Annotated in this window: 20 protein-coding genes, 1 tRNA gene and 1 pseudogene; 10 read left to right on the plus strand and 12 right to left on the minus strand. The window is 71.7% G+C overall.

Annotated elements, in window-relative coordinates; all coding sequences use genetic code 11:
- The first annotated feature begins 1 nt into the window (after position 1).
- Positions 2–304 (plus strand): DUF3817 domain-containing protein, encoded by a 303-nt coding sequence (locus tag AB0K05_RS02460; RefSeq protein WP_187281369.1) that lies wholly within the window; start codon positions 2–4, stop codon positions 302–304.
- 19 nt (positions 305–323) lie between these two features.
- Here AB0K05_RS02460 and AB0K05_RS02465 read toward each other — a convergent pair whose 3' ends face one another.
- The 3 genes from AB0K05_RS02465 to AB0K05_RS02475 form a co-directional block, all read right to left on the minus strand.
- Positions 324–515 carry a hypothetical protein gene (locus AB0K05_RS02465; protein ID WP_148034129.1) on the minus strand — a complete coding sequence of 64 codons (192 nt, stop codon included), beginning with the start codon at positions 513–515 and terminating at the stop codon, positions 324–326.
- Positions 516–609: 94 nt separating this feature from the next.
- Positions 610–1,689, minus strand: a complete 1,080-nt coding sequence (locus AB0K05_RS02470; RefSeq protein WP_364225896.1) for a protein kinase — start codon at positions 1,687–1,689, stop codon at positions 610–612.
- A gap of 46 nt (positions 1,690–1,735) precedes the next feature.
- Positions 1,736–2,578, minus strand: coding sequence for an arylamine N-acetyltransferase (locus tag AB0K05_RS02475; protein WP_364225899.1), 843 nt, complete (start codon positions 2,576–2,578; stop codon positions 1,736–1,738).
- 72 nt (positions 2,579–2,650) lie between these two features.
- On the opposite strand from AB0K05_RS02475, the gene AB0K05_RS02480 reads away from it, so the two are divergent.
- The 6 genes from AB0K05_RS02480 to AB0K05_RS02505 are packed head-to-tail and all read left to right on the plus strand — an operon-like array spanning position 2,651 to position 11,725.
- A complete protein-coding gene (locus AB0K05_RS02480) occupies positions 2,651–3,334 on the plus strand; it encodes a response regulator transcription factor (protein WP_271280024.1) in 684 nt (227 codons plus the stop codon).
- The gene (locus tag AB0K05_RS02485; protein WP_364225903.1) at positions 3,331–7,476 is read left to right on the plus strand and encodes a DUF4153 domain-containing protein; all 4,146 of its coding nucleotides are present in this window, start codon (positions 3,331–3,333) and stop codon (positions 7,474–7,476) included. Before AB0K05_RS02480 ends, AB0K05_RS02485 begins: the two co-directional genes overlap by 4 nt.
- A gap of 11 nt (positions 7,477–7,487) precedes the next feature.
- Positions 7,488–9,023 carry an amidohydrolase family protein gene (locus AB0K05_RS02490; protein WP_364225906.1) on the plus strand — a complete coding sequence of 512 codons (1,536 nt, stop codon included), beginning with the start codon at positions 7,488–7,490 and terminating at the stop codon, positions 9,021–9,023.
- 36 nt (positions 9,024–9,059) lie between these two features.
- Entirely contained in the window at positions 9,060–10,139 is a 1,080-nt protein-coding gene (locus AB0K05_RS02495) for an alanine racemase (protein WP_364226720.1), read from the plus strand.
- Positions 10,136–10,516 carry a Rid family detoxifying hydrolase gene (locus tag AB0K05_RS02500; protein WP_148034124.1) on the plus strand — a complete coding sequence of 127 codons (381 nt, stop codon included), beginning with the start codon at positions 10,136–10,138 and terminating at the stop codon, positions 10,514–10,516. The genes AB0K05_RS02495 and AB0K05_RS02500 overlap by 4 nt, the downstream gene beginning before the upstream one ends.
- Positions 10,517–10,528: 12 nt before the next feature.
- Positions 10,529–11,725 (plus strand): hypothetical protein, encoded by a 1,197-nt coding sequence (locus AB0K05_RS02505; RefSeq protein ID WP_271280026.1) that lies wholly within the window; start codon positions 10,529–10,531, stop codon positions 11,723–11,725.
- A gap of 35 nt (positions 11,726–11,760) precedes the next feature.
- Here the strand turns inward: AB0K05_RS02505 and AB0K05_RS02510 are convergent, their stop codons facing one another.
- Both AB0K05_RS02510 and AB0K05_RS02515 read right to left on the minus strand, forming a co-directional pair.
- Complete coding sequence (locus tag AB0K05_RS02510; protein ID WP_148034122.1) at positions 11,761–12,303, minus strand: TetR/AcrR family transcriptional regulator; 543 nt, start codon at positions 12,301–12,303, stop codon at positions 11,761–11,763.
- Between the two features lie 4 nt (positions 12,304–12,307).
- Positions 12,308–12,925: a LysE family translocator gene (locus AB0K05_RS02515; protein ID WP_148034121.1), complete on the minus strand. Its 618-nt coding sequence runs from the start codon at positions 12,923–12,925 to the stop codon at positions 12,308–12,310.
- Positions 12,926–13,025: 100 nt separating this feature from the next.
- Between AB0K05_RS02515 and AB0K05_RS02520 the strand changes: the two genes are divergently transcribed.
- The gene (locus tag AB0K05_RS02520) at positions 13,026–15,761 is read left to right on the plus strand and encodes an AAA family ATPase (protein WP_364225912.1); all 2,736 of its coding nucleotides are present in this window, start codon (positions 13,026–13,028) and stop codon (positions 15,759–15,761) included.
- Here AB0K05_RS02520 and AB0K05_RS02525 read toward each other — a convergent pair.
- Entirely contained in the window at positions 15,751–16,128 is a 378-nt protein-coding gene (locus AB0K05_RS02525) for a response regulator (protein WP_364226723.1), read from the minus strand. The genes AB0K05_RS02520 and AB0K05_RS02525 overlap by 11 nt on opposite strands.
- A 115-nt stretch (positions 16,129–16,243) precedes the next feature.
- On the opposite strand from AB0K05_RS02525, the gene AB0K05_RS02530 reads away from it, so the two are divergent.
- Positions 16,244–16,315 (plus strand) — tRNA-Arg (locus tag AB0K05_RS02530).
- A 337-nt stretch (positions 16,316–16,652) separates the two neighbouring features.
- Here AB0K05_RS02530 and AB0K05_RS02535 read toward each other — a convergent pair.
- The 5 genes and pseudogenes from AB0K05_RS02535 to AB0K05_RS02555 all read right to left on the minus strand — a co-directional run.
- Positions 16,653–16,823, minus strand: a pseudogene (locus AB0K05_RS02535) (IS256 family transposase); the annotation flags it as partial.
- A gap of 373 nt (positions 16,824–17,196) precedes the next feature.
- Positions 17,197–19,050 (minus strand): CocE/NonD family hydrolase, encoded by a 1,854-nt coding sequence (locus AB0K05_RS02540; RefSeq protein WP_364225915.1) that lies wholly within the window; start codon positions 19,048–19,050, stop codon positions 17,197–17,199.
- Positions 19,051–19,106: 56 nt separating this feature from the next.
- Complete coding sequence (locus AB0K05_RS02545; RefSeq protein ID WP_364225918.1) at positions 19,107–19,514, minus strand: hypothetical protein; 408 nt, start codon at positions 19,512–19,514, stop codon at positions 19,107–19,109.
- A gap of 80 nt (positions 19,515–19,594) precedes the next feature.
- Positions 19,595–20,818 carry a serine hydrolase domain-containing protein gene (locus AB0K05_RS02550; protein ID WP_364225921.1) on the minus strand — a complete coding sequence of 408 codons (1,224 nt, stop codon included), beginning with the start codon at positions 20,816–20,818 and terminating at the stop codon, positions 19,595–19,597.
- 240 nt (positions 20,819–21,058) lie between these two features.
- Positions 21,059–22,177 (minus strand): FAD-dependent monooxygenase, encoded by a 1,119-nt coding sequence (locus AB0K05_RS02555; protein ID WP_364225924.1) that lies wholly within the window; start codon positions 22,175–22,177, stop codon positions 21,059–21,061.
- A 128-nt stretch (positions 22,178–22,305) separates the two neighbouring features.
- On the opposite strand from AB0K05_RS02555, the gene AB0K05_RS02560 reads away from it, so the two are divergent.
- Entirely contained in the window at positions 22,306–23,199 is an 894-nt protein-coding gene (locus AB0K05_RS02560) for a LysR family transcriptional regulator (RefSeq protein WP_364225927.1), read from the plus strand.
- A gap of 372 nt (positions 23,200–23,571) precedes the next feature.
- On the opposite strand, the gene AB0K05_RS02565 is transcribed toward AB0K05_RS02560, so the two are convergent.
- Positions 23,572–24,255, minus strand: coding sequence for a hypothetical protein (locus AB0K05_RS02565; RefSeq protein WP_364225930.1), 684 nt, complete (start codon positions 24,253–24,255; stop codon positions 23,572–23,574).
- Positions 24,256–24,380 lie beyond the last annotated feature (125 nt).

The following is a 24,380-nucleotide window of genomic DNA, read 5'->3' on the forward strand; positions in this document are numbered from 1 at the left end:
GGTGGAATCGGCTCTCAAGCCCTTCCGGGTGCTCGCCTACATCGTCGGCGTCATGCTGCTCGTGCTCTGCGGCGGCATGGTGCTGCGCTACGGCTTCGACATCCCCGGCCCGTCGAAGGTGATCTCGCCCATCCACGGCGGCCTCTACATGCTCTACCTGGTCGCGGTGATGAACCTGGGCATGAAGGCCCGCTGGGCGTGGCCCTACATGCTGGGCGTCATGCTCGGCGGCACCGTGCCGTTCCTGTCGTTCTACGTCGAGCGCCGCGTCACCCAGCGGGTGGCGACGGCGGCGGAGGCCTGAGGGCCCCCGCCGGATCGCCTCAGCGGCCGATGCCGCGCCGGCGGGCCCTCTTGAGCCGCTCGCGCTGCGACGGGTCGAGCATGAAATAGCCGACCACCGGGGCGGCGACCACGCCGAGGACGACGAGCAGGGTCAGCCAGCCCGGAAGGAAGATCCACGAGAACAGGACTGCCACGCCGGCGCCGATGGCGTACTTCTGGATTGGCGACATACTCAACATCCTCCGAACGCGGAGCGCACGCCCCGCCTCTCCCACATTCTGCGTCGTGCGGACAACGAGCGAGCCCACCGCCGGGGTTCCCCGATCACGATATATCGCAACGGGCCAGTACGTCGAGCAGCTGCCGCCGCAGCGCCTCCGGCGTGGGCCGCCCGGCCGGCGGCCCTGACAGCAATCCGACCAGATACGGCGCCAGCGGCCCCGCGCGCAGCAGCGACGCGCCGGGAGCGGGCGGCCTGCCCTCCACGGCCAGGAACAACGTGGCCCCGAGCGCCCACAGGTCGCGCGCCGGACCCGGCACCACCTCCGGCGGCAGGTAGGCGGGCGGCGGCGCCGGCACCGGCGGCGGGACCAGCGCGGCCCGGCCCTCGGCGTCGATCAGCACGGTGCCCGGCTGCACCCCGCCGTGGTGCTCGCCGCGCCCGTGCCACGCGGCGAGCCGGTCGAGCACCGCCAGCCCCACGCCCGCCACCCGCGCGGGCGGCAGCGGCCCGTCGGCCGCGACCACCTGCTCCAGGGAGCGGTCCGACGCGAGCCGCCCCAGCGTCCACTCCAGCGCGTCCACCGGCGGCACGGCCGGCGTGAGCATCGCCCTGATCAGCGCCCGGAGCGGGTCCGAGGCCTCGGCCGGCACCTGGCCGGGCGGCCTGCCCTCGACCGCGAAGTGCAGCGTGGCGGCCAGCGACCACAGATCGGCGCCCGGCCGCATCCCCATCGAGGGCAGCCCGAACCCGGTCAGCAACGCCCGCCCGGTCGGCGACAGCAGCACGTTGCCCGGCTGCACCCGCCCGTGCACGATCCCGGCCGCGTGCGCCGCCGTCAGCGCCGACAGCACGTACACGCCCACCCGGGCCGTCTGCCGCACCGGCAGCGGACCCCGCCCGCGCACCGTCTGCTCCAGCGACGAGCCCTCCGCGAACGCCGTCACCAGCCACGGCTCGCCGTCCTCCACCGGCACGTCGAGCAGCGGCGCGATCGCCGGATGCACGAACCCCACCGTCCGGCGCGCCTCCCGCACCGCCGTGTCCAGGCTCCCGGCGGGGGCGCGCAGCCGCCGCACCACCACGTCACGGTGCTCCACCTCGTCGAAGGCCAGCAACAGCTCGCCCCCGCCGAGGGGGTTCAGCAGCCGATAACGCCCCGCGAGCTTCCCGGTGTCTCCCATGGCCACGTGCACCAGCGATACGCCTCCCGACGAGCTGTGTACCCCGTCAGGCAAGCCACGCCTCATGCGCGGCGTGCAACCTGCCCCACAGCTTCTCCTTCTCCCTGCCGCTCACGTCCTCCAGCGGCAGGGAGAAGACGTCGGCCAGCGCGGCGAAGTAGTCGCGGGCGCTGTCCAGCGTCACCCTGTCGGCCCCCACGCCGAGCCGCGACAGCACCAGCCCGCGCAGGCTGTCGATTCCCCGCGCGTCCCGCCGCTGCACCACCGCGACCCGCACGAACCCCGACTCCGGCGACGTGGTCAGGTGCTCGTGCTTGGCCGCGAAGTCCGCCATCACGGCCGGTTCCATGCCGAAGTCCATGCGGATGAACGAGCCGCTCGGGTCGTGGTCCAGCCGCCACCCGCCGGGCGCCAGGTCCGACGGGCGCAGCCCGTACTCGTGCGGGCCCTGACGGTAGACGCCGGAGACCAGCGGGAGCGGCTCGTGCAGCCCGTCGCCCAGCCCGACGTCCGCCAGCCAAGCGCCACCAGGGTTGGTCTCGTCCGGCAGCCCCGACACGGTCAGCACCAGGTGGTTGCCGGCGATCCCCGGCTCCTCGCCCCGGCCCTGCGCCCCGCCCACATGACGCGTCACCGCGTAGCCGAGCTTCGCCAGCAGCTCGGAGAACGCCCCGTTCAGGTGGTAGCAGTAGCCGCCGCGGCCGCCGAGTATCCGGCCCGCCGACTCCAGCGGATCCACCGTCGTGGGCCTGCCCAGCCAGATCTCCAGCACCTCGTACGCGACCCGTTCCACGTGCGCGGTGTGCAGGGCGCGCAGGGCGGCGGCGGAGGGCGCGGCGTGCTCCAGTTCGGGCAGGCCGAGACGGCGCAAGTATCCAGGGATGTCCACTGCCCAAGTCTGCACCGGATGTGCACGAATTGGGGAGTGCCGTCTGCACACCCCGCTTCTAGGCTCTCGATTGTGACGCAGCGGCGACGCATTCTCGTGGTGGAAGACGACCAGACGATCGCGCTGGCCGTGCGCGACCGGCTGGCCGCCGAGGGGTTCCAGGTCAGGACGGCCGGCGACGGGCAGACCGGGCTCGCCGAGTTCGACCGGGCCGAGCCCGACCTGGTGATCCTGGACCGGCTGCTGCCGGGGCTCGACGGGCTGGAGGTGTGCCGCAGGATGCAGGCCGCCCGGCCGGTGCCCGTCCTCATGCTGACCGCGCTCGGCGAGGAGACCGACGTGCTGGTCGGGCTGGGCGTGGGCGCGGACGACTACCTGGCCAAGCCGTTCAGCATGCGCGAGCTGGTGGCCAGGATCCACGCGCTGCTGCGCCGGGTGGAACGGGCCGGACAGCTCGCCGCCGAGGACACCGTGATCAAGGTGGGGGAGGTGCGCATCGACACCGCCGCCCGCCGGGTCTTCGTCCGCGGCGCCGAGGCCCAGCTCACCCGCACCGAGTTCGACCTGCTGCGCCGCCTCGCCGAGCGGCCGGGCCAGGTGTTCGAGCGGGAACGGCTGCTGTCGGACGTGTGGGGGTTCTCCGAGGCGGCCGCCACCCGGACGGTCGACAGCCATGTGCGGGCGCTGCGCCGCAAGCTCGGCTCCGACGTGGTCCGCACCGTGCACGGCGTCGGCTACGCGCTGGTGCGGCCATGAGACCGCTCGACTTCCTGGGCCGGATCAAGGTCAAGCTCGGCATCGTCATCGTGCTGGCCGTCGCCACCGCGTTCGTGGTGAACGAGGTCGGCATCAACTCGGGGCTCTCGCGCGAGGTGCGCATCGGCGTGGCCGTGGCGCTCGCCCTCATCATGGTGCAACTGCTCGCCATGGGCATGACCAGGCCGCTGCGCGAGATGGCCAGGGCCGCCCAGACCATCGCCAAGGGCCGCTACTCGCTGCGCGTCCAGGCCACCTCGCGCGACGAGGTGGGCGAGCTGGCGCGGGCCTTCAACGCGATGGCCGCCGACCTCGGCGAGGTCGACCGGCAGCGCCGCGAGCTGGTCGCCAACGTGAGCCACGAGCTGCGCACGCCCATCACCGGCCTGCGCGCCGTCCTGGAGAACGTCGTGGACGGCGTGTCCGCGCCCGACCCCGTCACCATGCGCACCGCGCTCGCCCAGACGGAACGGCTCGGCCGGCTGGTCGCCCAGCTCCTCGACCTGTCCCGGCTCGACTCCGGCGCGCGGCTCATCGAACCGGAGGCGGTCGAGCTCCGGCCCCTGGTGGAGCAGGCCGTCCTGGAGGCGGCGCTGGCGCGCGAGGACGTCCGGCTCGCCACCTCGGTCCCCGCCGGGCTCGTGGTCCTCGCCGACCCCGACCTGCTGGCGCAGGTCCTGGCCAACCTGCTCGACAACGCGGTACGGCACAGCCCGCCGGACGGCACGGTCACCGTGACCGCCTCGTCTTCCGGGGCCGGTGTGTGTCTCTCCGTCGCCGACCGGGGGCCGGGCATCCCGGCGCCGGCCAGGGCGCGCGTCTTCGAACGCTTCTCCAGGCTCGACGCCGGGCGCACCGCCGACGGCGGGGGCGCCGGGCTGGGCCTGGCCATCGTCAAGGAGATCGTCGAACTGCACGGCGGTTCGATCCGCATCGACGACTGCGCGGGATGCCGCATGCTCGTCGACCTACCAGGGAGGACTGCGATGGCGCCCGAAGAGGCCCGCCCGCCACGTTCCCAAGATCCAGCGCCTTCCCCCATCACGGCATCCGCCCCCACCTCTCCGGCAGATGCAGCCGCCAACCCCGAACCGGCTGGCGCTGTGTCGGCTCGGGCCGTGCCTGCGAGTTCCGGCGGCATCGATGCCCTGCGCGTCGACTCCACGCTCACGACCGCTGGACGTGCCGACCCTTCGGATGCCGACCCCGCACCGCCCACGCAGGCCGGTTCGGAGCACGTCGGCTCGGGGCGGTCTGACGCGTCGCGTGCCGGGTCCGGTCTCGCGCACGCGTCCGGGTCGGTCGGCGCCATGGCGGCGAGTTCGGAGGGCGTTGATGCGCTCGCGGTGGAGGCCGGGCAGGAGGGCTCAGCGAGTTCCGGGCGGCCCGACCCTGCTGGGGCGGGTTCCGCGCTGGGTGACTCCGGATGGTCTGACGCGTCGCGTGCCGGGTCAGATCTCGCACACGCGCCCGGGTCGGTCGGCGCCATGGCGGCGAGTTCGGGGGGCGTTGATGCGCCTGCGGCGGACGCCGGTCAGGAGGACTCGGCGCTGCCGAGTTCCGGGGGGCCCGATTCCGCGCGGGCGGGTTCCGCGCTGGGTGACTCTGGACGGGTCAGCGTGTCGGGTGCCGGGTCTGGTCTCGCGCACGCGTTGTCCGGGCGGGCCGGCTCCGTGCCGGTGGGCGGCGATGCTTCACGGACCGGTTCCGCGCTCGCGGGTGCTGGGGGCGACCCTCTGGGTGTGGGCTCTGCGGCCGCCGCGCGGGTGGGGTCTGGGCGGGGTGACGTGGTGGGTGTGGGTTGGGATCCGGGGCTTTCTTCAGCGGGGCGGGGTGGCTCCGGGGTGGTGGGCGGCGTGCCTCCGGTGCCGGGGGATGACTCGCCGATCAAGGGGCTGGTCAAGATCGTGGCTGGGGGGATCGTCGGGCTGGCCGTGGGGTTCGTGGCCGGGTTGCTCGCCGCCGCTTTCGCGAGCGTGATCTTCGGGGACTCGGCCGCGGTGGTCACGCTCGTGTGCGTCACCGCGTTGTTCGGGGCCATCGGAGCGTCGCTGGGCGCCAGCGCGGCCCGCCGCGCCGCCGAGCACGCTCACCTGGTCGCGACGTACGGGCCGGTCGCACAGGCGTACGGATCGGCTGGTCCGGGCGGGGAGGCCGGGCCGGGCAGGCTTGCGCAAGCGGGTACGGGCGGGCAGACGTACGCGACAGCCGGTGCGGGTGTGCAGGGGTACGGCCCGGTCAGTTCAAGCGGACAGGTGCCACCAGGCGGGTCGGCGTCCGCTGGACAGCACGACACAGGTTCTGCAGGGCAGCACGGGGCGGGGTCCGCTGGGCAGCTCGGGTCGGGATCTGCAGGGCAGCACGGGTCGGGGTCCGCAGGACAGCACGACCCAGGAGCTGCAGGGCAGCACGGGTCGGGATCCACAGGGCAGCACGGGTCGAGGTCCGCTGGGCAGCACGGGTCGAGGTCCGCTGGGCAGCACGGGTCGGGATCCGCAGGACAGTACGGGTCGGGATCCGCAGGACAGCATGGGGCGAGGTCCGTAGGACAGTACGGGGCGGCGTCTGTAGGGCAGCACGGATCGGGATCGGCGGGTCAGTACGGGCTGGGATCGGGCGGTGCGTACGGGCCGCCGCCGGTTTATACGCCACCGCCGCTTTTCCCGCGGCCGGAGCTGCCCGAGACGCCTCGCTGGCTGCTGCCCACGGCCGGAGGGGCGGGGGTGTTCGCGGCGATCGCGCTGCCCGATGCCCAGATCGGGCTGGGGATCGTGCTGGTGTGCGTGGTGCTCGGGGCCGCCGCGCTCCCGGCCGTCGTACGGCGGATGACGCCGTGGACGATCGCGTTCGGACTCACCTCGTACTGGCTGATCGCGATGGCGGCCGTCAGGGACGCCGACTGGCTGGTGACGATCCTGCTCCTGGCGGGGGCGGGGCTGGCCGCGCTGGCCGTGTCGGGCGCGGGGCTCGGATGGCTGGGCGTCATCAGGGGAGGCGCCTCCATCCTGCTCGCGTTCGGCCCGCTGCCCTGGTTCCTGGCCGCGCCGCTGAAGGGCCTGGCGGCCAGGCGGCGGATCCTGCCGACGCTGACCGGGCTCGGCATCACGGCGGTGCTGCTGGTGGTGTTCGGGCTCCTGTTCTCCTCGGCCGACCCGGTGTTCGCCTCCTACGTGGAGCGGCTGACCACCACGCCCGACTGGGCCGAGTCGCTGCCGGCGCGGATCGTGCTGTTCGCCGTGTTCGCGGCGCTGCTGGCGGCGGTGGTGCTGGTGGCGCTCCGGCCGGTCGCCGACCCCGTGGGCCCCGACATCAAGATGCCCGTGAGCAGGTCCATCTGGCTGGTGCCGCTCACCGCGGTCAACCTGCTGTTCGCGGCGTTCGTCGCGGTGCAGATCACCGCGCTGTTCGGCGGCGACGCGTGGGTGCTGAAGACCGCGGGTCTCACCTACGCCGAGTACGCCAGGCAGGGCTTCTTCCAGCTCGTCGTGGTCAGCCTGGCCGTGCTGGGCATCGTCGCGGTGGCCGCCGGCGTGATCAAGACCGAGCGGCGGGAGCGGTGGGTGCTCGCCGGGCAGCTCGGCGTGCTCTGCGGGCTGACCATGGTGGTGCTGTTCTCCGCGCTGCACCGGATGGACCTCTACACCGACGCGTACGGGCTGTCCCGGCTGCGGCTGTCGGTGGAGGCGACGGTCTACTGGCTGGGCGCGCTGTTCGCGCTGGTGCTGCTCGCCGGGGCGGGGCGGCTCGCCGGCCGCGGCTCGGGATGGCTGCCGCGCACCATCGTCCTGGTGACCGGGCTGGCCCTGGGCGCCTTCGCGGTGGTGAACCCGGACCTGCGGGTGGCGGAGTCCCAGGTGGCGGTGCGCGGCGTGCAGAAGCTGGACTCGGACTACCTCGGCGACCTCGGGGCCGAGGCGGTCCCGGCGCTGGACCGGCTGCCGGAGCCGCTGCGCAGCTGCGTGCTGGCCGACGTCGTGGCGGCGAACGGGCTGGACCGGCCCGACTCGTGGAACGGCTGGAACCTGGACAGGACCGCGGCCCGCGCCCTCCTCGCCGAACGCCCGATCATCGGCAAGGATCTCTCGGACCCGACGCTGACGCGTTCTGACGGGTCGTGTTTCGTACAGGCTCCTGGTGGTTGAATCTTGGGGTGATGTTCGACGTAGTCATCAGCGGCGGGCGGGTGCTCGACGGCACCGGAGCTCCCCCGTACCGGGCGGACGTGGGGATCACCGGTGACCGGGTCACGGCGGTCGGCCGGCTCGACGGCGCCGGGGCGGCCACCGAGATCGACGCGGCCGGGCGGCTGGTGGCTCCCGGGTTCGTCGACTGCCACGTGCACGGCGACGCGGTGGTGTTCGACCGGTCGGTGCAGCTCGCGGCGCTCCGGCAGGGCGTGACCACGTTCGTGCTCGGCCAGGACGGGCTGTCGTTCGCGCCCGGCTCGGCCGAGACCGTCGCGTACGCGTCCCGCTACTTCGCGGCCGTGAACGGCCCGCTCGGCGAGGGCCCGCTGACCGTGGCCGAGCTGCTCGGCGGCTACGACCGCGCGGTCGCGCTGAACACCGCCTACCTGCTGCCGCACGGCACGATCCGCTACGACGTGATGGGCGCCTCGCCCGCCCACGCCTCCCGTGACGACCTGGCGCTCATGCTGGCGGCGGTCGAGCGCGGACTGTCCGAGGGCGCCGTGGGGCTGTCGAGCGGCCTGGAGTACCTGCCGGGACGTTACGCGGGCGCCGACGAGCTGGCCGAGCTCTGCCGCCCGCTCGGCGGTCTCCCGTACGTCACCCACATGCGCGCCTACGGCGCCAGGGCCGAGACCGGCATCAGTGAGGTGGTGGAGATCGCCACCCGGTCCGGCGCGGCCGTGCACGTCTCCCACCTGCACGGCCCGGCCGACCTGCTGCTGCCGCTGCTCGACCGGGCGCAGGCCGGGAGCGTCGACCTCACCTTCGACACCTACCCCTACCTGCGCAGCAGCACGATCCTGGCCATGGTGGCGCTGCCGCCCCAGGTCCCCGCCGCCGACACCGAGAGGGCCCTGGAGATGCTCCGTTCCGGCGAGCTCGACTCCTGGTGGCCGGAGCTGGAGCGGACCTGGCCGCGGCTGACCGTCTCGCACGCGCCCGGCCTGGAATGGTCCGAGGGCATGACCATGGTCGCCGCGGCGGAGCGCGCCGGGGTGGAGCCGGCCGAGTTCTGCCGCCGCCTGCTCGTCGAGACCCGCCTGGAGGCCGGCTGCGTGTCGGCCCGCCCCGACGAGGGCCCGGCGGGGGAGGAGTCGGTGCGCCGCGTGCTGCGCCACCCGTCGCACACCGGCGGCTCCGACGGCATCTACGTGGGCGGCCATCCGCACCCGCGCGGCTTCGGGGCGTTCGCCCGCTTCCTCGGCCGTCATGTCCGCGAGCTCGGCGACTGGACGTGGGAGCAGGCCGTGGTCCACCTGTCGTCCCACCCGGCGCGGCGGTTCGGGCTGGCGGACCGGGGGCTGCTGCGTCCCGGGTTCGCCGCCGACGTGGTGGTGCTGGACCCGCGCACCGTCGCCGACAGAGCCACGTACGAGGCGCCGCGCACGCTCGCCGCCGGGATCGGCGACGTGCTGGTGTCGGGGGAGCGGGTGCTGGCGGACGGCGAGCTGACCGGGGCCACTCCCGGCAGGGCCCTCCGGCCAAGATCCGCAGGATAAGGTCAGAACCGGGCAGAGGGGGAGTGCGTGCCGGAGATGCTGGGGCGTTCGGTGTTCGGCGGGGAGCTGGGCTTCCCGCTGATGGTCGTGCACCGCGACGCGCTGCACCACAACATCGCCACCATGGCCGCCTTCGCCCGCGACCACGGCATGGAGCTCGCCCCGCACGCCAAGACCCACATGTCACCCGAGATCTCCGCCCGCCAGCTCGACGCGGGGGCGTGGGGGCTGACCGTGGCCACGCCCGCGCAGGCACGGACGGTGCGCGGGTTCGGGGTCAGCCGGATCATGGTGGCCAACCAGGTCGTGGACCCGGCGGGGCTGCGCTGGGCGGCCGCCGAGCTCGACGCCGACCCCGATTTCACGCTGATGTCCTTCGTCGACTCCCCGGCGGGAGCCGACCTCCTGGCCGCCGCCGCCGGCTCGCGGCCGTTCCAGGTGCTGGCCGAGCTGGGCCACCCGGGCGGCAGGGCGGGGTGCCGTACGCTCGACGACCTGCTGACGCTGGCCGCGCACGTCCAGCGGACCGACGGGGTCGAGCTGGTGGGGGTCGCCGGGTACGAAGGATCGCTCGCCACGGCGCAAGAAGTCCGGAAATATCTGGATCTGTTGCAGGAAGCCGTCGAACACCTCCGCCTCCGCACCCCCATCCTCACCGTCGGCGGCAGCCAGTGGTTCGACGTGATCGGCCGCCACCTGGTCGCCACCCATGCCAGGGTCATCCTGCGCAGCGGCGCCTACGTCACCCACGACGACGGCTACTACCGCGAGCGCACCCCGTACAACCGGATCGACGGCGAGCTGCGCCCCGCACTGGAGGTGTGGGCGCACGTCCTGTCGACCCCCGAACCCGGCCTCGCGGTGGTGGGCATGGGCAAGCGCGACGCCCCGTACGACGAGGGGCTGCCCGTGCCCAGGCGAGGCGGCGTCACCGTCGTCAAGATGCAGGACCAGCACACGATCGTGCGCGCCGACGGGCTCAGGCCCGGCGACCTGCTCGCGTTCGGCATCTCCCACCCGTGCACCGCCTTCGACAAGTGGCGCGAGCTGCCCCTGGTCGACGGCGACTACCGGGTTGCCGGCACCATCACCACCCGTTTCCAGGAGCAGCCGTGAAGAAAGAGCTGAGAACGACCGAGGGCGCCGCCCCCATCGGCGCCTACTCGCAGGGGCTCGTCGTGGGCGACTTCGTCTACACCTCCGGCATGGGTCCGCTCGACCCGCAGACCGGCGAGCTCGCAGGCGACGACATCGTCACCCAGACCCACCAGGTGATGCGCAACCTCGGCGCCATCCTGGCCGCCCACGGCCTCGGCTTCGACGACGTCGTCAAGGCGACCGTCCACCTCCAGCACCTCAAGCGCGACTTCGCCGCCTACAACGAGGTCTACCAGTCCTACTTCACCCAGCCCTACCCCGTACGCACCACCGTCGGGTCGCAGCTGCTCGACATCCTGGTGGAGATCGACTTCGTCGCGCACAAGAGCGCCTGAGGGACGCCCGTCGTGGACAGTTCGGTGTTCGCCTTCGTCGAGGACCTGCGCGGCGAGGGCGTCGAGCGGGTGCTCGACAGGATCAGCGGGTACGGCGCGGCCGGCGTCACGGTCGGCGCCGTCCACCACGCCGCCCGCGACGTCACCCCGCACGGGCTGTCCCGGCTGACCGTGCGCCGCGACGGGGCCCACTTCCCCCCGCCCGGCGACCTGTTCTCCAGCCTGCGGCTGCGGCCGCCGGCCGGACACCAGGACGCCTTCGACGGGCTGCGCGAGGCGTGCGGCGAGCGCGGCCTGCGGCTGCACGGCTGGACCGTGTTCCTGCGCAACGCCACGCTCGGCGAGGCGCACCCCGACGTGACCGTGCGCGACTGCTTCGGCGACCGCGGCTCGCCCGCCGACCTGTGCCCCGCCCATCCTGACGCGCGCGCGTACGCCGTCGCCCTCGCCAGGGCGGTGGCCAGGCTCGGCGTCGACTCCGTGGTGGCCGAGTCGCTGCACTTCAGGCCGCTGCGGGCGGAGCGCTCGTTCGTGCCGCTCGGGCCGATGGACGCCTGCATGTTCGGGCTCTGCTTCTGCGACTACTGCATGCGCCGCGCCGCCGATCTGGGCGTGGACGCCGAGGTGGCGCGCGAGGAGTGCGCGAGGATCCTCGGCGGCGTGCTCGACGGCGACCCGCCCGCGCAGGGCGAGGTGACCAGGGCCGCGCTCACCGCGTACGCCGGGCCCGACGTCGTCGCCTACGCCCGCGCCCGCTCCGAGACCGTCACCACCCTCGTCTCCGAAGTGGCGTCGGCCGTCGGCGACGAGGGGTCGAGACTGGTGTTCGCCGACGCGACCGGCGGCGTCAAGGGCTACCGCGACGGGCTGCCCACCCCCGGGCTGGCCGCCCACGACGCCTGGCAGCTCGGCGTTGACCTGGTGGCTCTCGGCGACCTGGTGCCCGCCTTCGCCGTGCTCGCGTACGCGCGCGACGCCGCCAGGGTGGCCGACGACGTCGGCGCCTACCTGCGCTCGGTCGGCAAGGACCGCGAGGTGCGCGCGGTGCTGCGGCCCGGCTACCCCGACACCGACTCCGCCGACCGGCTGGTCGCCAAGGCCCGCGCGGCCAAGGCGGCGGGCGCGTCGGCGGTCGACTTCTACGCCTACGGCCTCATGCCGCACCCGGTGCTCGACCGCATCCCGGCCGCCCTCTCGGAGATCCGCTGACCTGACGTACGGCCCGCTCCCGCCGTACGCGGCCTTCAGCCGACCCCGTCCAGCACCGCCGCGACCGCGTCCCGCGCGAACCCGTCAGGCAGGGGCACCCCTCGGAACACCGACCTGACCCACACCGCCCCGGCCAGCAGGTCGACCACGAGCATCGGGTCGACCGACTCCTTCAGCTCGCCCCGCCGTACCGCACGCTCGAAGATCTCGCGTTCCCTGGCGAACCGGTCGGCGAAGAACCGCCGCGCGTCCAGCTCCGGATGCTCCACCGCCGCGCCCAGCGCGGCCACCGCGACATCCGCGGCCGGCGGCTCCGACAGGAGCCGCACGACGCCCTCCACCAGCGCGACCAGGTCGCCGCGCAGGCTCCCCGTGTCGGGCGCCGTGAACCCCAGCAGGTCGGCCTCGACCAGCGCCGCGCCCAGCAGCGCCGCCTTCGACGGCCACCACCGGTAGATCGTCGTCTTGTTCACCCCGGACCGCTCCGCCACGCCCTCGACGGTCAGCCCCGCGTAGCCCTTCTCGGCCACCAGACGCAGCGTCGCGTCGAAGATCTCCTGCTGCTTCCTCGGCGCCATGCGATCATTTTCTCCCGGCGAACGCGGTGGCCACGCCAAGACCGAGATAGACGACACCGCTCACGTACCTCAAGGTCCTGGCCCTGCGGGCGAGCCGGCCGCCCAGAGCGCCCGCCGCGACCGCGTACACGACGTCCGAGATCAGCCCGAGCAGCAGCAGCGTGAGGCCGAGCACCACCACCTGCAGCGCCGGCGACCCCGCCGACGGGTCCACGAACTGCGGCAGGAACGCCAGGAAGAACAGCGTCACCTTGGGGTTCAGCACGTTGACCAGCACGCCCTCCAGGAACACCTGCCGCAGCGGCTGCCGGGGCGGCTCCCGCGTCGTCTCGTCGTCCTTGGCGGTGAACGCCCTGATCGCCAGATAGACGAGGTAAGCGACGCCTGCCCACTTCACGATCGCGAACAGCGTCGCCGACTGCGAGATCACGTACGACAGCCCCAGCGCCGCCGCGGCGATGTGCACCAGCGTGCCCGCCTCCACCCCGAGCGCGCTCGCCAGCCCCGCCGACCGGCCCTGGGCCAGCCCTCTGGCGGTGATGTAGAGGTGGTTGGGCCCCGGGACCAGCACCAGGGCGAGCGAAGCGGTGGCGAACAGCAGGAACGTCGTGAGGGAGACCATGCGCTGACTGTACGAGCACGTTTGGTCCCCATATAAGAGCCAATCCGCCCCGCTTGAGGTGGGCCAATCGATTGTCGGCCCCGCATGGCATAGTGACGGCGTGAACGGTTCTCTCGTCGGGCGAGCGACCGAGCTTTCCCGGCTCGTCCGCGTGCTCGAAGCGGCCGCGGCCGGCACCGCCGGGGTCGCGCTCGTCGGCGGCGACGCCGGCATCGGCAAGACCCGCCTCACCACCGAGCTGGTGGCCGAGGCCCGCGAGCGCGGCTTCCGCGTGCTCGTCGGCCAGTGCGCCGAGCTCGGCGACACGCTGCCCTACCTTCCGCTGGCCGACGCCCTGCGCGGCGCCGAGCCCGCGGTGGCCGCGGCCGCCGCCGCCCACCCGCTGCTCGGCCAGCTCCTGCCGGGCACCGAGACCGCCCCGCAGGCCGGCCTCACCCAGCAGCGGCTGTTCGGCTCGCTGCTCGGCCTGCTCAACGAGGTCCAGCCGGTGCTGTTCGTGATCGAGGACCTCCACTGGGCCGACCGGTCCACCCGCGACCTGCTCGTGTTCCTCAGCCGCATGGTGCAGACCGAGCGGGTCTGCGTCGCCGGCACCTACCGCACCGACGACATCCACCGCCGCCACCCGCTCCGCTCGGTCCTGGCCGAGCTCAAGCGCCTGCCGACCGTCACCAGCGTCGAGCTGGGCCCGCTCGGCGCCGGCGAGATGTCCGACTACGTGTCCACGCTCGGCTCCGTCGCCGCCCGCGACCTCGGCCTGATCATCAGCCGTGCCGACGGCAACCCGTTCTACGCCGAGGAGCTGTTCGCCGCCCTGGCCGAGGGCGACGACCTGCCCGACGGCCTGGCAAGTTTGCTGATGTCCCGGGTCGAGGTGCTCTCCGAGCCCGGCCAGCGGGTGCTGCGCGCCGCCGCCGTCGCCGGCCGCCGCGTCGAGGACGAGCTGCTGCGCGAGGTCTCCGGGCTGCCGCTGCCGGAGTTCGAGGAGGCGGTGCGGGAGATCGTCTCGCGCGGGCTGCTCCGCGTCCACGGCCAGGGTTACGCCTTCCGCCACGCCCTGCTGCAGGAGGCGGTCTACAACGACCTGCTGCCCGGCGAGCGCACCCGGCTCCACGCCGCCTTCGCCCGCCTGCTCACCTCGCCCGCCGAACTGGCCCACCACCACCTCGCCGGGCACGACCTGGCCGGCGCGCTGGCCGCCTCCGCCGAAGCCGGCCGCCAGGCCGAGCGCCTCGGCGCCCCCGCCGAGGCCCACAACCACTACGACCGCGCGCTCGGCCTGTGGGACCGCGTCGACCGCGCCGAGGAGCTGGCCGGCGAGACCCGGGAGACGATCGCCCTCCGCAGCGCCGTCGCCGCCGCCGACAGCGGCGACAACCACCGCGCCGTCACCGCCCTGCGCGCCCTGCCGCAGACCTCCGAGGTGAGCGAACGGCTCGCCTACTACCTCGCCGAGATCGACCACCTCGACGCCGCCGTGGTGGCCGCCGAACACGCGGTCGCGACCGCGTCCGACCAGGTCTCGCTGGCCAGAGCCCTGGCCACGCACGCCCGCGCCCTCCTGTGGACCCCACGCCACGCCGAGGTCGAGGAGCTCGCCCACCGCGCCCTCGACACCGCCCGCCGCGCCGGCGCCAAGGACGCAGAGACGAGCGCCCAGATCATCCTCGCCATCTACACCGAGCTCCACCACGGCCTCACCAAGGCCCACGACCTGGTGCGGCTCGTCACCACCGAGCGCACCGGCGACCTGGCGATGGACCTGCGCGCCCGCTTCCACCACGCCCGCATCCACTACGACCAGGGCCTCATGGCCGAGGCGGCCGAGGTCGCCGACGCCGGCATCCGCCTCGCCTACGAGACCGGCCTCAACTGGAGCACCTACGGCACCGAGCTGCGCTTCCTCCGCTTCCTCATCCACTACGCCTCCGGCGACTGGGACCAGGCCGAGGCGGTCGCGTCCGGCTTCGCCGCCCGCGTCGGCACCATCCCGGAGGCCACGCTGTCGTCGTTCGCCCTGTTCATCGAGGTCGGCCGAGGCAGCCCCGCCGTGGAGAGCCGCCTGGAGTGGCTGAGCCCGTTCCGGCACGACCAGTTCATCGCCTACATGTTCCGCGGCCTGGCCGCCGAGCACGCCCTCTGGAAGGGCGACCCGGCCGCCGCCCTCGACCACGTACGCGCCGCGCTCGACGCCCTGGTCGCCGGCGACGCCGCCAGCATCCGCATCGCCGCCGTCGGCCTCTGGGCCCTCGCCGAGCTCGGCACCACCGACGGCGCCGATGACCTCCTGGGCACCGCCCGCCACGCCGCCGAGTCCGGCATCGTCGGCGAACGCGTCCAGATGGGCCCCGAGGGCCAGGCGTGGGCGCTGCGCGCCGAGGCCGAATGGCACCGCGTCCACGGCCGCCCCGACCCCGAGCTGTGGCGCCAGGTCGCCGACGCCTTCTCCTTCTTCCCCTACGAGGAAGCCCGCGCCCGCTGGCGCCTCGCCGAAGCCCTCCTCGCCTCAGGCGACCGCGACGCCGCCGAGGCCGAATGGTCCCGAGCCGACGCGACCGCCACCCGCCTGCGCGCCGAACCCCTGCGCCGCGCCCTCGCCGACCTCGCCCGCCGCGCCCGCTTCGGCGGCGGAGGCACGGACGGCCTGCTCACCGCCCGCGAGCAGGAGGTGCTCGGTCTCGTCGCCGAAGGGCTGACCAACAAGGAGATCGCCGCCCGTCTTTTCATCGCGCAGAAGACGGTCAGCGTCCACGTCTCCAACATCCTCGCCAAACTCGACGTCTCCACCCGCACCCAGGCCGCGGCCATCGCCCGCCGCGACGGCCTCATCCCGTGACGAGGTCCCGCACCACCTGGATCAGCTCGGCCGGATCGAACGGCTTCGTCAGATAGGCGTCGACCCCGATCTCCCTGCCCCGGCGCTTGTCGTCGTCCTGCGCCCTGGCCGTGATCAGCACCACCTTGATGTGCCGCGTCGCCTCATCGTCACGCAGCCGTGCCGCGGTCGTCCACCCGTCGAGCATCGGCATCATCACGTCGAGCGTGATCAGATCCGGCCGCACCTCCAGCACCCGATCCAGGCAATCCTGCCCATCGGTGGCCGTCTCCACCTCGAACCCCTCAAGGTTGAGATTGACGGCGATGAGCTGACGAATGACCTCGTCATCGTCTACGACCAGAACTTTGCCAAGAACGTCACCCACGGCGGTCAAGCTAGCGGTAGCGGGGCGGTCACGTGGGGTTTTCTGTGGATGTGTTGGCGGACGGTTATCTGGTGCGGAGTGGGTGCGGGATACTGGTAGCCTTGGTTCTCGTTGAGCCCCCTTAGCTCAGGGGATAGAGCACCGGCCTCCGGAGCCGGGTGCGTAGGTTCGAATCCTACAGGGGGCACTCTCCACCAGCCAGGCCGGACATCGTCTGACCTGGCTTTTTGCTTGTTTCCTTAGTCATGTGACCTTGCCATCCTGTGACAACTGTGCGGCATGTTGAGACGAGAAGCGCGAGTCATACGCGATTCCTTGATCATTGGTCGTCCTCTCGGGCGCGGTCCCATCCGCTCGATCCACACTTCGTCGTAGCCGGCCATGCAGCGGTGGTAGATCTGCGCTCCCCTCGTAGCGTAGAGACCGAACCCGAGATGAGATTGGGTTGTGGGAGGGAGCAAGAGTCAATACCTATGGATCAGGATCTTCTAGGCGGCCATCGAGGGACCGCCGTCTGCGCGCCCCTTGTCCTCGGCGTTCCGGATCTCCGCCAGCGCCTTCTTGGCGCTCGGGTGCGCCGACTTCGGCAGCGATCCCAGCACGTCAGCGATCTTGCGAAACCAGCAGCGCTGCTCCCTGGCCTGAGGAAACACCTCCCGCAGCGCCGGCCAGAAACCGAGCGCGCCACCCCCGACGGGTGGGGACGTCTTGTGAGACGTCCTGGACGTCCGGTGGGACGTTTCCGGCGGCCGATGCGCCGACTCCCGGCAGTCGCGGGCGGCCTGCAACAGGCGGATGTGGCGGCGTTGGGCGGCGCGGCGGTCGCTCCCCCGCAGCACGGCCGCCAGGACCTCCCAGGGTGACGCCGGCGTCGCGCGCGGCCGCGATCAGGTCCGGTTCGATCTCGGTCAGCCAGTCGCGCAGGTCGGAGAGCATGGTCAGGGTGGCCGGGGGCTGCGGGGTGGGCGAAGTGGCTGGTCGGTGCGGGCGCGGTCGACGATGGCGAACGCTGCGGGCGAGCCTGGTCGCGACCGCGCCGGCCGGATCCCTGGGTGAGGATCGGTCGGCCTATCGCCCGCTGGACGCGCCGACGACCAGCGGCAGCGAAACTGACGTGCCGGCCAGGTCGACGGTGACCTTGGTCCCGGTGCCGGGTTCGGCGTCGGTGATGTCGTCGTTGGTTCCGGTCAGGATCAGGCCCAGCCGGTGCCCGGCCTTGAACTCGTAGTCCTGCGGCAGCATCCTCCAAGTGATCTTGTAGTGCCTGCCCGGCGTCAGCAGTGTCCGAAGGCTCAGCGACCTGTGGTTCTGCGCGTCCAGGATGCCTCGGGTGACCACCTGGAAGCCTGAGGTCACCGTGTTGTCGGCGGCCCTGCGGTAACAGCCGTCATCATCGGCCGTGCCCTCGCCGATGCAGTCCTTGCCGTCCACGAGCATGAGGCCTTGCCCGCCGGCAGGGTCGACGCCGTGGATGCGGGTGTCGGTGCCGTAGTCGACGAGCAGGACGCCCAGGTTGGCGGTCGGCTTGTCCAGCTTGAGGCGCAGGCTCACCGACGGTGTTCCGGACAGGCGCGTCGCCTCTTTCAGCGGCGGGGTCAGGAAGGCCAGCCGGTCAGGGTTGGCGGTGCCGGGGTTGCCGGCCATCGCGGCCTCGGTCCGCAGGGTGTCGAGGTAGCTGCCGGTGCCGGTCGAAGGCCTGCGGCCCAGTGAGCCGTCCCGCTGCGGCCTGAGGGTCGTCGTCCGCGTCGGCGCCGGCCAGTCGGCCTGGGTGATCCAGCGGTCCGGGCCGAGCTGTACGGCGGCGCGCGGCTGCCGCATGATGTCGTTGGAGACGCCCATCAGTTCGTGGTCGAACCACTGGTGCAAGGTGTCGACCCACACGTCGCGGCGGGCCCAGAACGGGTCGAGATGCCCGTACTGGGTCACCCACACCTTGCGCTCCACCCGGCGGGGCAGCTTGGACCACCACTGGGAGAACTGGTCGGCCATCACGTTCCGGTCGTGCATCCCCACGACCGGGAAGACACTGGCGCGCACGTTGCGCGCGTTCGAGATCGGTCCCGTCCGGTAGTCGCGTTCGTGCCAGTAGGCGTTGTAGTTGCCGGTGTCGTCGTCCGAGCCCTCGTTCATGTGCTGGTGCACCGCCGCACATTTCTCGTCCGGGTCCTCGTCGACCATTTTGGCCAGCCATTCCTGGCCGCCCTTGAAGTCGGTGAGGGTGCCGTTGGCGCGCCACATGTCATACCAGCTGCTGGGCGCCGCGAGCGGCACGATGGTCTTCAGCCCGCGCACCCCGGTGCCGGCGACACCGATGGCGAGGGATCCTTCGTAGGAGTGGCCGATCATCCCGGTACGCCCGGTGGTCCAGGTGGCTTTGACCGGGTTGCCCTTGTCGTCGTAGGCGCTCGCCCGGCCGTTCAACCAGTCGATGACCGCCTTGCCGCCCAGCACGTCGGACGGACCGCCGGTGGTCGGGCAGCCGTCGGACAACCTGGTGCCGACCATGTCGACGGACACGAACGCGTACCCGCGCGGCACGAAGTAGTTGTCGTAAAACAGCGGGAATTTCGTCACGTTCCCGTCCGCGTCGTACTTCTTGTGATCCAGCTCGAAGCCGGCCCCCGGCTGGTCGTAGTACGGGCTTTCGTGCATGATGACCGGAACCTTGAGCCCGGAACCGGACTCCTTCGGGCGGATGATGTCCACCCGGATCAGGTCCTTGTTGCCATCGCCGTCACTGTCGGCCGGCGACTGCACGCGGACGTGCTCACGGATGGCGTCTTCGTAGGAGAAGACGGGTTGCGTGACCCCGCCGGAGATCACGATCGCCGGCGTCACCGCAGCCGATGCGGCGGGAACGCTCGCGACCACGGTCGCGAGTGCGGCGGTGATGAGGAGCGCGCGCCGTTGGGAGTTTGACATGTGCATTCCTGTTGAGCTGTGCGGAACTAGGTGTCGCTGCGTGAGCCGAGGTGTTCTCAAGCCGAATCAAGGGCTTCGGTGATCTTGCGGTTCATGTCGGCGACGGTGGGGCTGGGCCGGTCCCGGTGGGCGCGGGTGGCTGCTTCGACGGCGACGATGACGGCGCGGCGGAAGTTGTCGGCCTCCGCCGGGTCCTGCTGCTTGAGCAGGCTCATGGCCACGGTCAAGGAGGGCAGCACCTGGTCGGCGAGTGCCGCGACGGACTTGCCGTTCAGGTTGATGTCCCTGGTCTTTTCGGCGAGTATGTGCCCGACCAGGCCGGTCGCGGAGGCCAGGGCGATGGAACCCGCGGTGGCGGCCTTGTGCGGCTTGCCGGCGGCATCGGCGGCCGACATCAGCGAGACGGCACCGTAAGCGGCAGTACGCAGGGTGGTCTTGTCCTGCTCGGTAAGGGCGATGGACATGGTGACTCCTTCGAAGTTGTGGGTGGAATGCGAGGAAACGGCACGGAGTGACGGGCCGGTATCGCCCGTCCGGCCTGGTGCTAGTCGTCGATGGCCTGGTAGAGCGTGGTCCAGAAGTCGTTCATCAGGTGCGCCGGGTTCGGGACGGAGTAGCCGACCTGGGTGAGCAGGAGTCCGGTCAGTTGGTTGACCGGGTCGGCGTAGGCCGAGGTGCCGGCCCCGCCGTCCCAGCCGAACTGGCCGATGGGCGCGTAGTCGCCGCGATAGGTGCGCACCGCCATTCCGTAGCCCCAGCCGCCCTGCTGGCCCTGTCCGAAGGAGATGTGGACATTGTTGACGGCCAGGGTGGTACGGGCGGCGTTCTGCTCAGACGTGAGCCGGTTGGTGGTCATCAGCTCGACAGCGGGCCGGGACAGGATCCGCCTGCCCTGGTGGGTGCCGCCGTTGAGCAGCATCCGGAAGTAGGCGTGGTAGTCGTCGGCGGTGGAGACCAGCCCGCCGCCGCCGCCCTGGAACGCCGGAGCTTCGCTCCACCGTCCGCCCTTGGCCTGGTCCCAGACGAGGAACTCGCCGCTGGCCGGGTCGGGGGCGTACGCGTCCGGGAGCCGGTCGATCTGGTCGGCGGGCACGTGGAAGCCGGTGTCCCGCATGCCGAGGGGTTCGAAGATGCGCTCGCGCAGGAACTCCTCGAACGACTGACCGGTGACCCGGGAGACGAGCACCCCGACCAGGTCGCTGCTGATCTGGTACTGCCAGTGCTCGCCGGGCTGGTGCATCAGCGGCAGCTCGCCCAGGCGGCGCATCCATTCGTCCTGCTCGGGAACCTCCACCGGCAGGTTCGGCGTGAGCCCGCGCTCGAAGATCGCGTTGAGGATCGGCGTGCCCAGTGCCGTCATGTCCATGCCGAGGCCGAACGTGGAGGCGAGCACGTCCCGTACGGTGATCGGCCGCCGGGCCGGCACGGTGTCGTCCAGCGGGCTGTCGATGCGCTTGAGCACCTGGCGGTCGGCCAGCTCGGGCAGCCACGTGTCCACCGGGTCGTCCAGTCGCAGCCGGCACTCGTCCAGCAGCACCATCGCCGCCGCGATCGTGACCGGCTTGGACGTGGACGCCATCCGGAAGATCGTGTCGCGGCGCATCGGCGCGCCACCGTCATGGCGCATCGTGCCGATCGCTTCCACGTGCGTACGGCCGCCGCGGCTGACCAGAGCGACAACGCCGGGGATCTTCCCGGAATCGACATGCCGCGTCAGCACCTCGCGCAGCCGGCGCAGCCCTGTCGCGGTGAAGTCGCTGTGTCCCATGATGAGTCTCCTTTACGGAATAGTTCTGATCTTGCGAAGCCCGTTCGTGGCCTGAGGGCTCTCAGGCGCTGGGCCGTTCATGACATCCACGATCGCCGGTCGCCCTGATACCGGCCCGTTGCCGTCCTGACGCCACTGCTGACACGGCAGTGTCTGGTCAGCGAGGAGCGTGAAGGCTGTCGGCGCGGTGGATGAGCGCGTGCACGACGGTGGGGATCGAGCCTTCATGGTTGCCATCGGTCATGGCAGCCACCGCGCGAAGCTGGGCGCGTAGTCCTTCAGCCTGACGAGGTGCGCGCTGGCAGCCTTCCGTGTGCCGGCGGTCATTGTGTCCGGCGCTTCCTGGATGGGGATGCCCATGAAGAACCGGTCGGCCCCTTCGCGTCCCATCTGCTGATGTTCGGCGACGTAGCCGCGCATCTCCCGCTCGTAGGCGGCGAACGCCGCTGTGTGCTCGCCGCCGGCGACGGCTAGTTCGCCGGCCAGGACGTAGGCGCCGATCAGCGCCTGGGAGGCGCCCAGGCCGAAGGCCGGCGCCGCGCAGTAGCCGGCGTCCCCGAGCAGCACCGCCCGGCCCGAGGACCAGCGGTCCATCTCCACCTGCGCGTCGGCGTCGAAGAAGAAGTCCTCCGCCCTGCGCATCTCCTCCAGCAGGCGCGGGATCGGCCCGCCTTCGCCGGCGAACTGCCCGGCCACGATGCGCTTGTGCTGCGCGACGTCGTCACGGTCGTAGACCAGCGGTCCGGAGGCGAAGTGCAGCGCCGCATACGCCTCGGCGTTGTTGCGGATGCTGAGTATGTCGGCCGCCTTGCCCGGCATGCTGGGGAGCCGGCCGGAGCCGGGCAGGCCGAGGTGACAGGGCAGCCTGAAGGTCGCCGTATAGATGCCCAGATGCCGGACAAACCACTCGGACGGTCCGAAGACCAGCGAGCGGGTGCCCGAGTGCAGCCCGTCGGCGCCGGCCACCAGGGCGAAGCGGCGCGGTCGGCCGCGCTCGAAGGTGACCCGCACGCCGTCGGTGTCCTGCTCCACAGTGGCGATCGAGTCGCCGAGGACGTACTCCACCTCCTGGCGGGTGGCCTTGTACAGCAGGCCGATCAGCTCACCCCTGAGGATCTGCAGGTCGCCGCGACCGTCCGCCCTCGCCGCCCCGCCCATGAACGGGTTCAGCGCTTCGACCCGCTCCAGCAGAGCCATGCGGTCCATCACGTCCAGTGCCTCGCCGCGCAAGCCCGCCACGCCCCCGCCCGCCCGCACCCGCGGGGCCCGCTCGACCACGGTGGGGGTGAAACCGTGGTGGCGCAGCCAGTACGCCAAAGCGGGCCCGGCAACGCCGGCGCCGGAAATGAGGACGTCCATCAACCTGCTCCATCGAACGAACGGTTCGTATGATTCGTGCGATTCGAGGATCAAGTACGGTAAGCACTTAGAACAACGACGAATCCCGAAAGATCACCTTCAGTGGGAGTAAACGGAGCAGGCCAGGCGTGGAACTACGCGACATCGAGATCTTCCTGACCCTGGCCGAGGAACTCCATTTCGGCCGCACCGCCGCCCGGCTGTGCCTGTCACCCGCCCGCGTCACCCAGGCCATCCAGAAGCAGGAACGGCAGATCGGCGCCGCGCTGTTCGAACGCACCAACCGCAGCGTACGGCTGACGCCGGTCGGGCAACAGCTCCGCGACGACCTCCGGCCTCTCTACGCCGGACTGAAGCACAGCGTGGAACGCGCCCAGCTCGCCGGCCAGGGCATCACCGGCACCCTACGCGTCGGCATGCTCCCCGCCAACGCCCACGACCTGCGCCCTTACTGGGACGTCTTCCGCCTCCGGCACCCACAGTGGAAGCTGCGCATCCGAAGCACCCAGTTCAGCGACGCTTTCACCACGCTGCGCCGCGGCGACATCGACGTCCTGATCGCCTGGCTACCCATCGACGAGCCCGACCTCACCGTAGGCCCGGTCCTGTTCGCCGAACCCCGGGTGCTGGCCGTCGCCACCGGCCACGAACTCACCCGTCGCACGTCGGTCTCCCTGGAGATGACCGCCGACTTCCAGCACCCGCACTCCGACACCCCGCCCGACTACTGGTACGACGCCTTCATTCCACGCGAGACCCGCCGCGGCCGCACGATCGAGCGCGGCGCCGTGGTGCAGAACACCGAAGAGGCCATCACCCTCGCCGGCATGGCCGAGATCGTCGTGCTCTTCCCCACCCACATGACCCGCTACTGGGTACGGCCGGACATCACCTACCTGCCGGTCACCGACATGGGGCCCCTTCCGTACGCGCTGGTATGGCGCAGCGAGACGGACAACGAGCCCATCCGCGCCCTAGCCGAGGTCGTCCGCGACCTCGGCCCCCTCACGCCGGAGACCTGATCGCCGAACAACACGGTGAACCCGGAAACGCCTCGCCAGACCGGACGTCATCAGGGAGCGGCCGGCGACCTGGAACCGCAACCGCGCCGCCGTCACCTCCTGGCTCGGACGGGTAGTTCTTCATCACCACCAGGGACATCTCTTCCCCTGGACCTCAAGATCCAGTCTCCAAGGCGTCCACGTTCAAGGGGAAAGGCCCTACGTGTGCGTTCTGCTGATCGTACTGGCGCCCAAACCATGCCAGATGCGAGTCCAGCCAGCACGGCGTCGCGCTGCCCGGCCTTCGTGGGGCGGAGTTGCTGGAGGAGTCCACCTACCTGTCGGGAACCGTCCCGATGGGCAGCCGGCGGCAGTACGAGAGGTGATGGCGCGTCAGGCATCGCGTTCACCAGGCTCCGGCCGCCATCGGCCGATCCCGAGACCTCCGGCCATGGCATCGGAGCTCGGTGACTCCCGCGAGTGAAGCTGCCGTCGGCACTCGTCCGTCAGCCGGGGATACACGCGGGCGATGGCCTCGTAGATGCGCTGTCTGAGCAGGCGTGTTCCCGCCGCGTGGCCAACCCTGCCGAACAGCCCTTCCAGCTCACCGTTGTACGCAGTGAGCTCGTGGCGGAGGTAGTTGACCACCCATCTCTGCAGGGTCGGCTCGTCGACCTCCCCTTCCCGGGCGGGTGCCGGGATGTGATCAGGCCGGTCCCAGGCCCGCTCCGCATCGAGGCGGTTCCGGTGTGCGACCGCTTGGCGGGTCAGCACATCCCAGCTGACGACCGGTACCGTTATCGGCACGCGAGCGATGCGTCTGAGCGTTTCGCCACGCCTGCGATCCGCGGCGAGCAGCGCCGCCCGGGATCTTCGCTCGGCCCTGTCGCGCAGCCCGGCGAACGCCTCCGACTCTTCGGCGATGAGGACCCTCTCCGTCTCGTACAGTCGCATCGGCGCCGCGGACCGGAACATGGGATTGGACGCCAGCCTGTCGGGCGGACCTAGAAGCGCCCGGATCATGGCCGGACTCCAGCCGCGCTCCCGCAGCTCTGCCACGGTGTAGTGCTCAGTCATCGCTTCTCCTTCCTGCTGCGAAGACAGGATGGACGGCCTCAGGAGCGCGGCTCGGACACGAATCATGTTCTGTGGATAAGCTCCGTCGTGATCACGCCGCCTTTGGATGCGGCACGTCGTTCGCC

The sequence above is a fragment of the Nonomuraea sp. NPDC049486 genome, assembly GCF_040676925.1.
In the GTDB taxonomy this organism is placed as follows: domain Bacteria; phylum Actinomycetota; class Actinomycetes; order Streptosporangiales; family Streptosporangiaceae; genus Nonomuraea; species Nonomuraea ferruginea.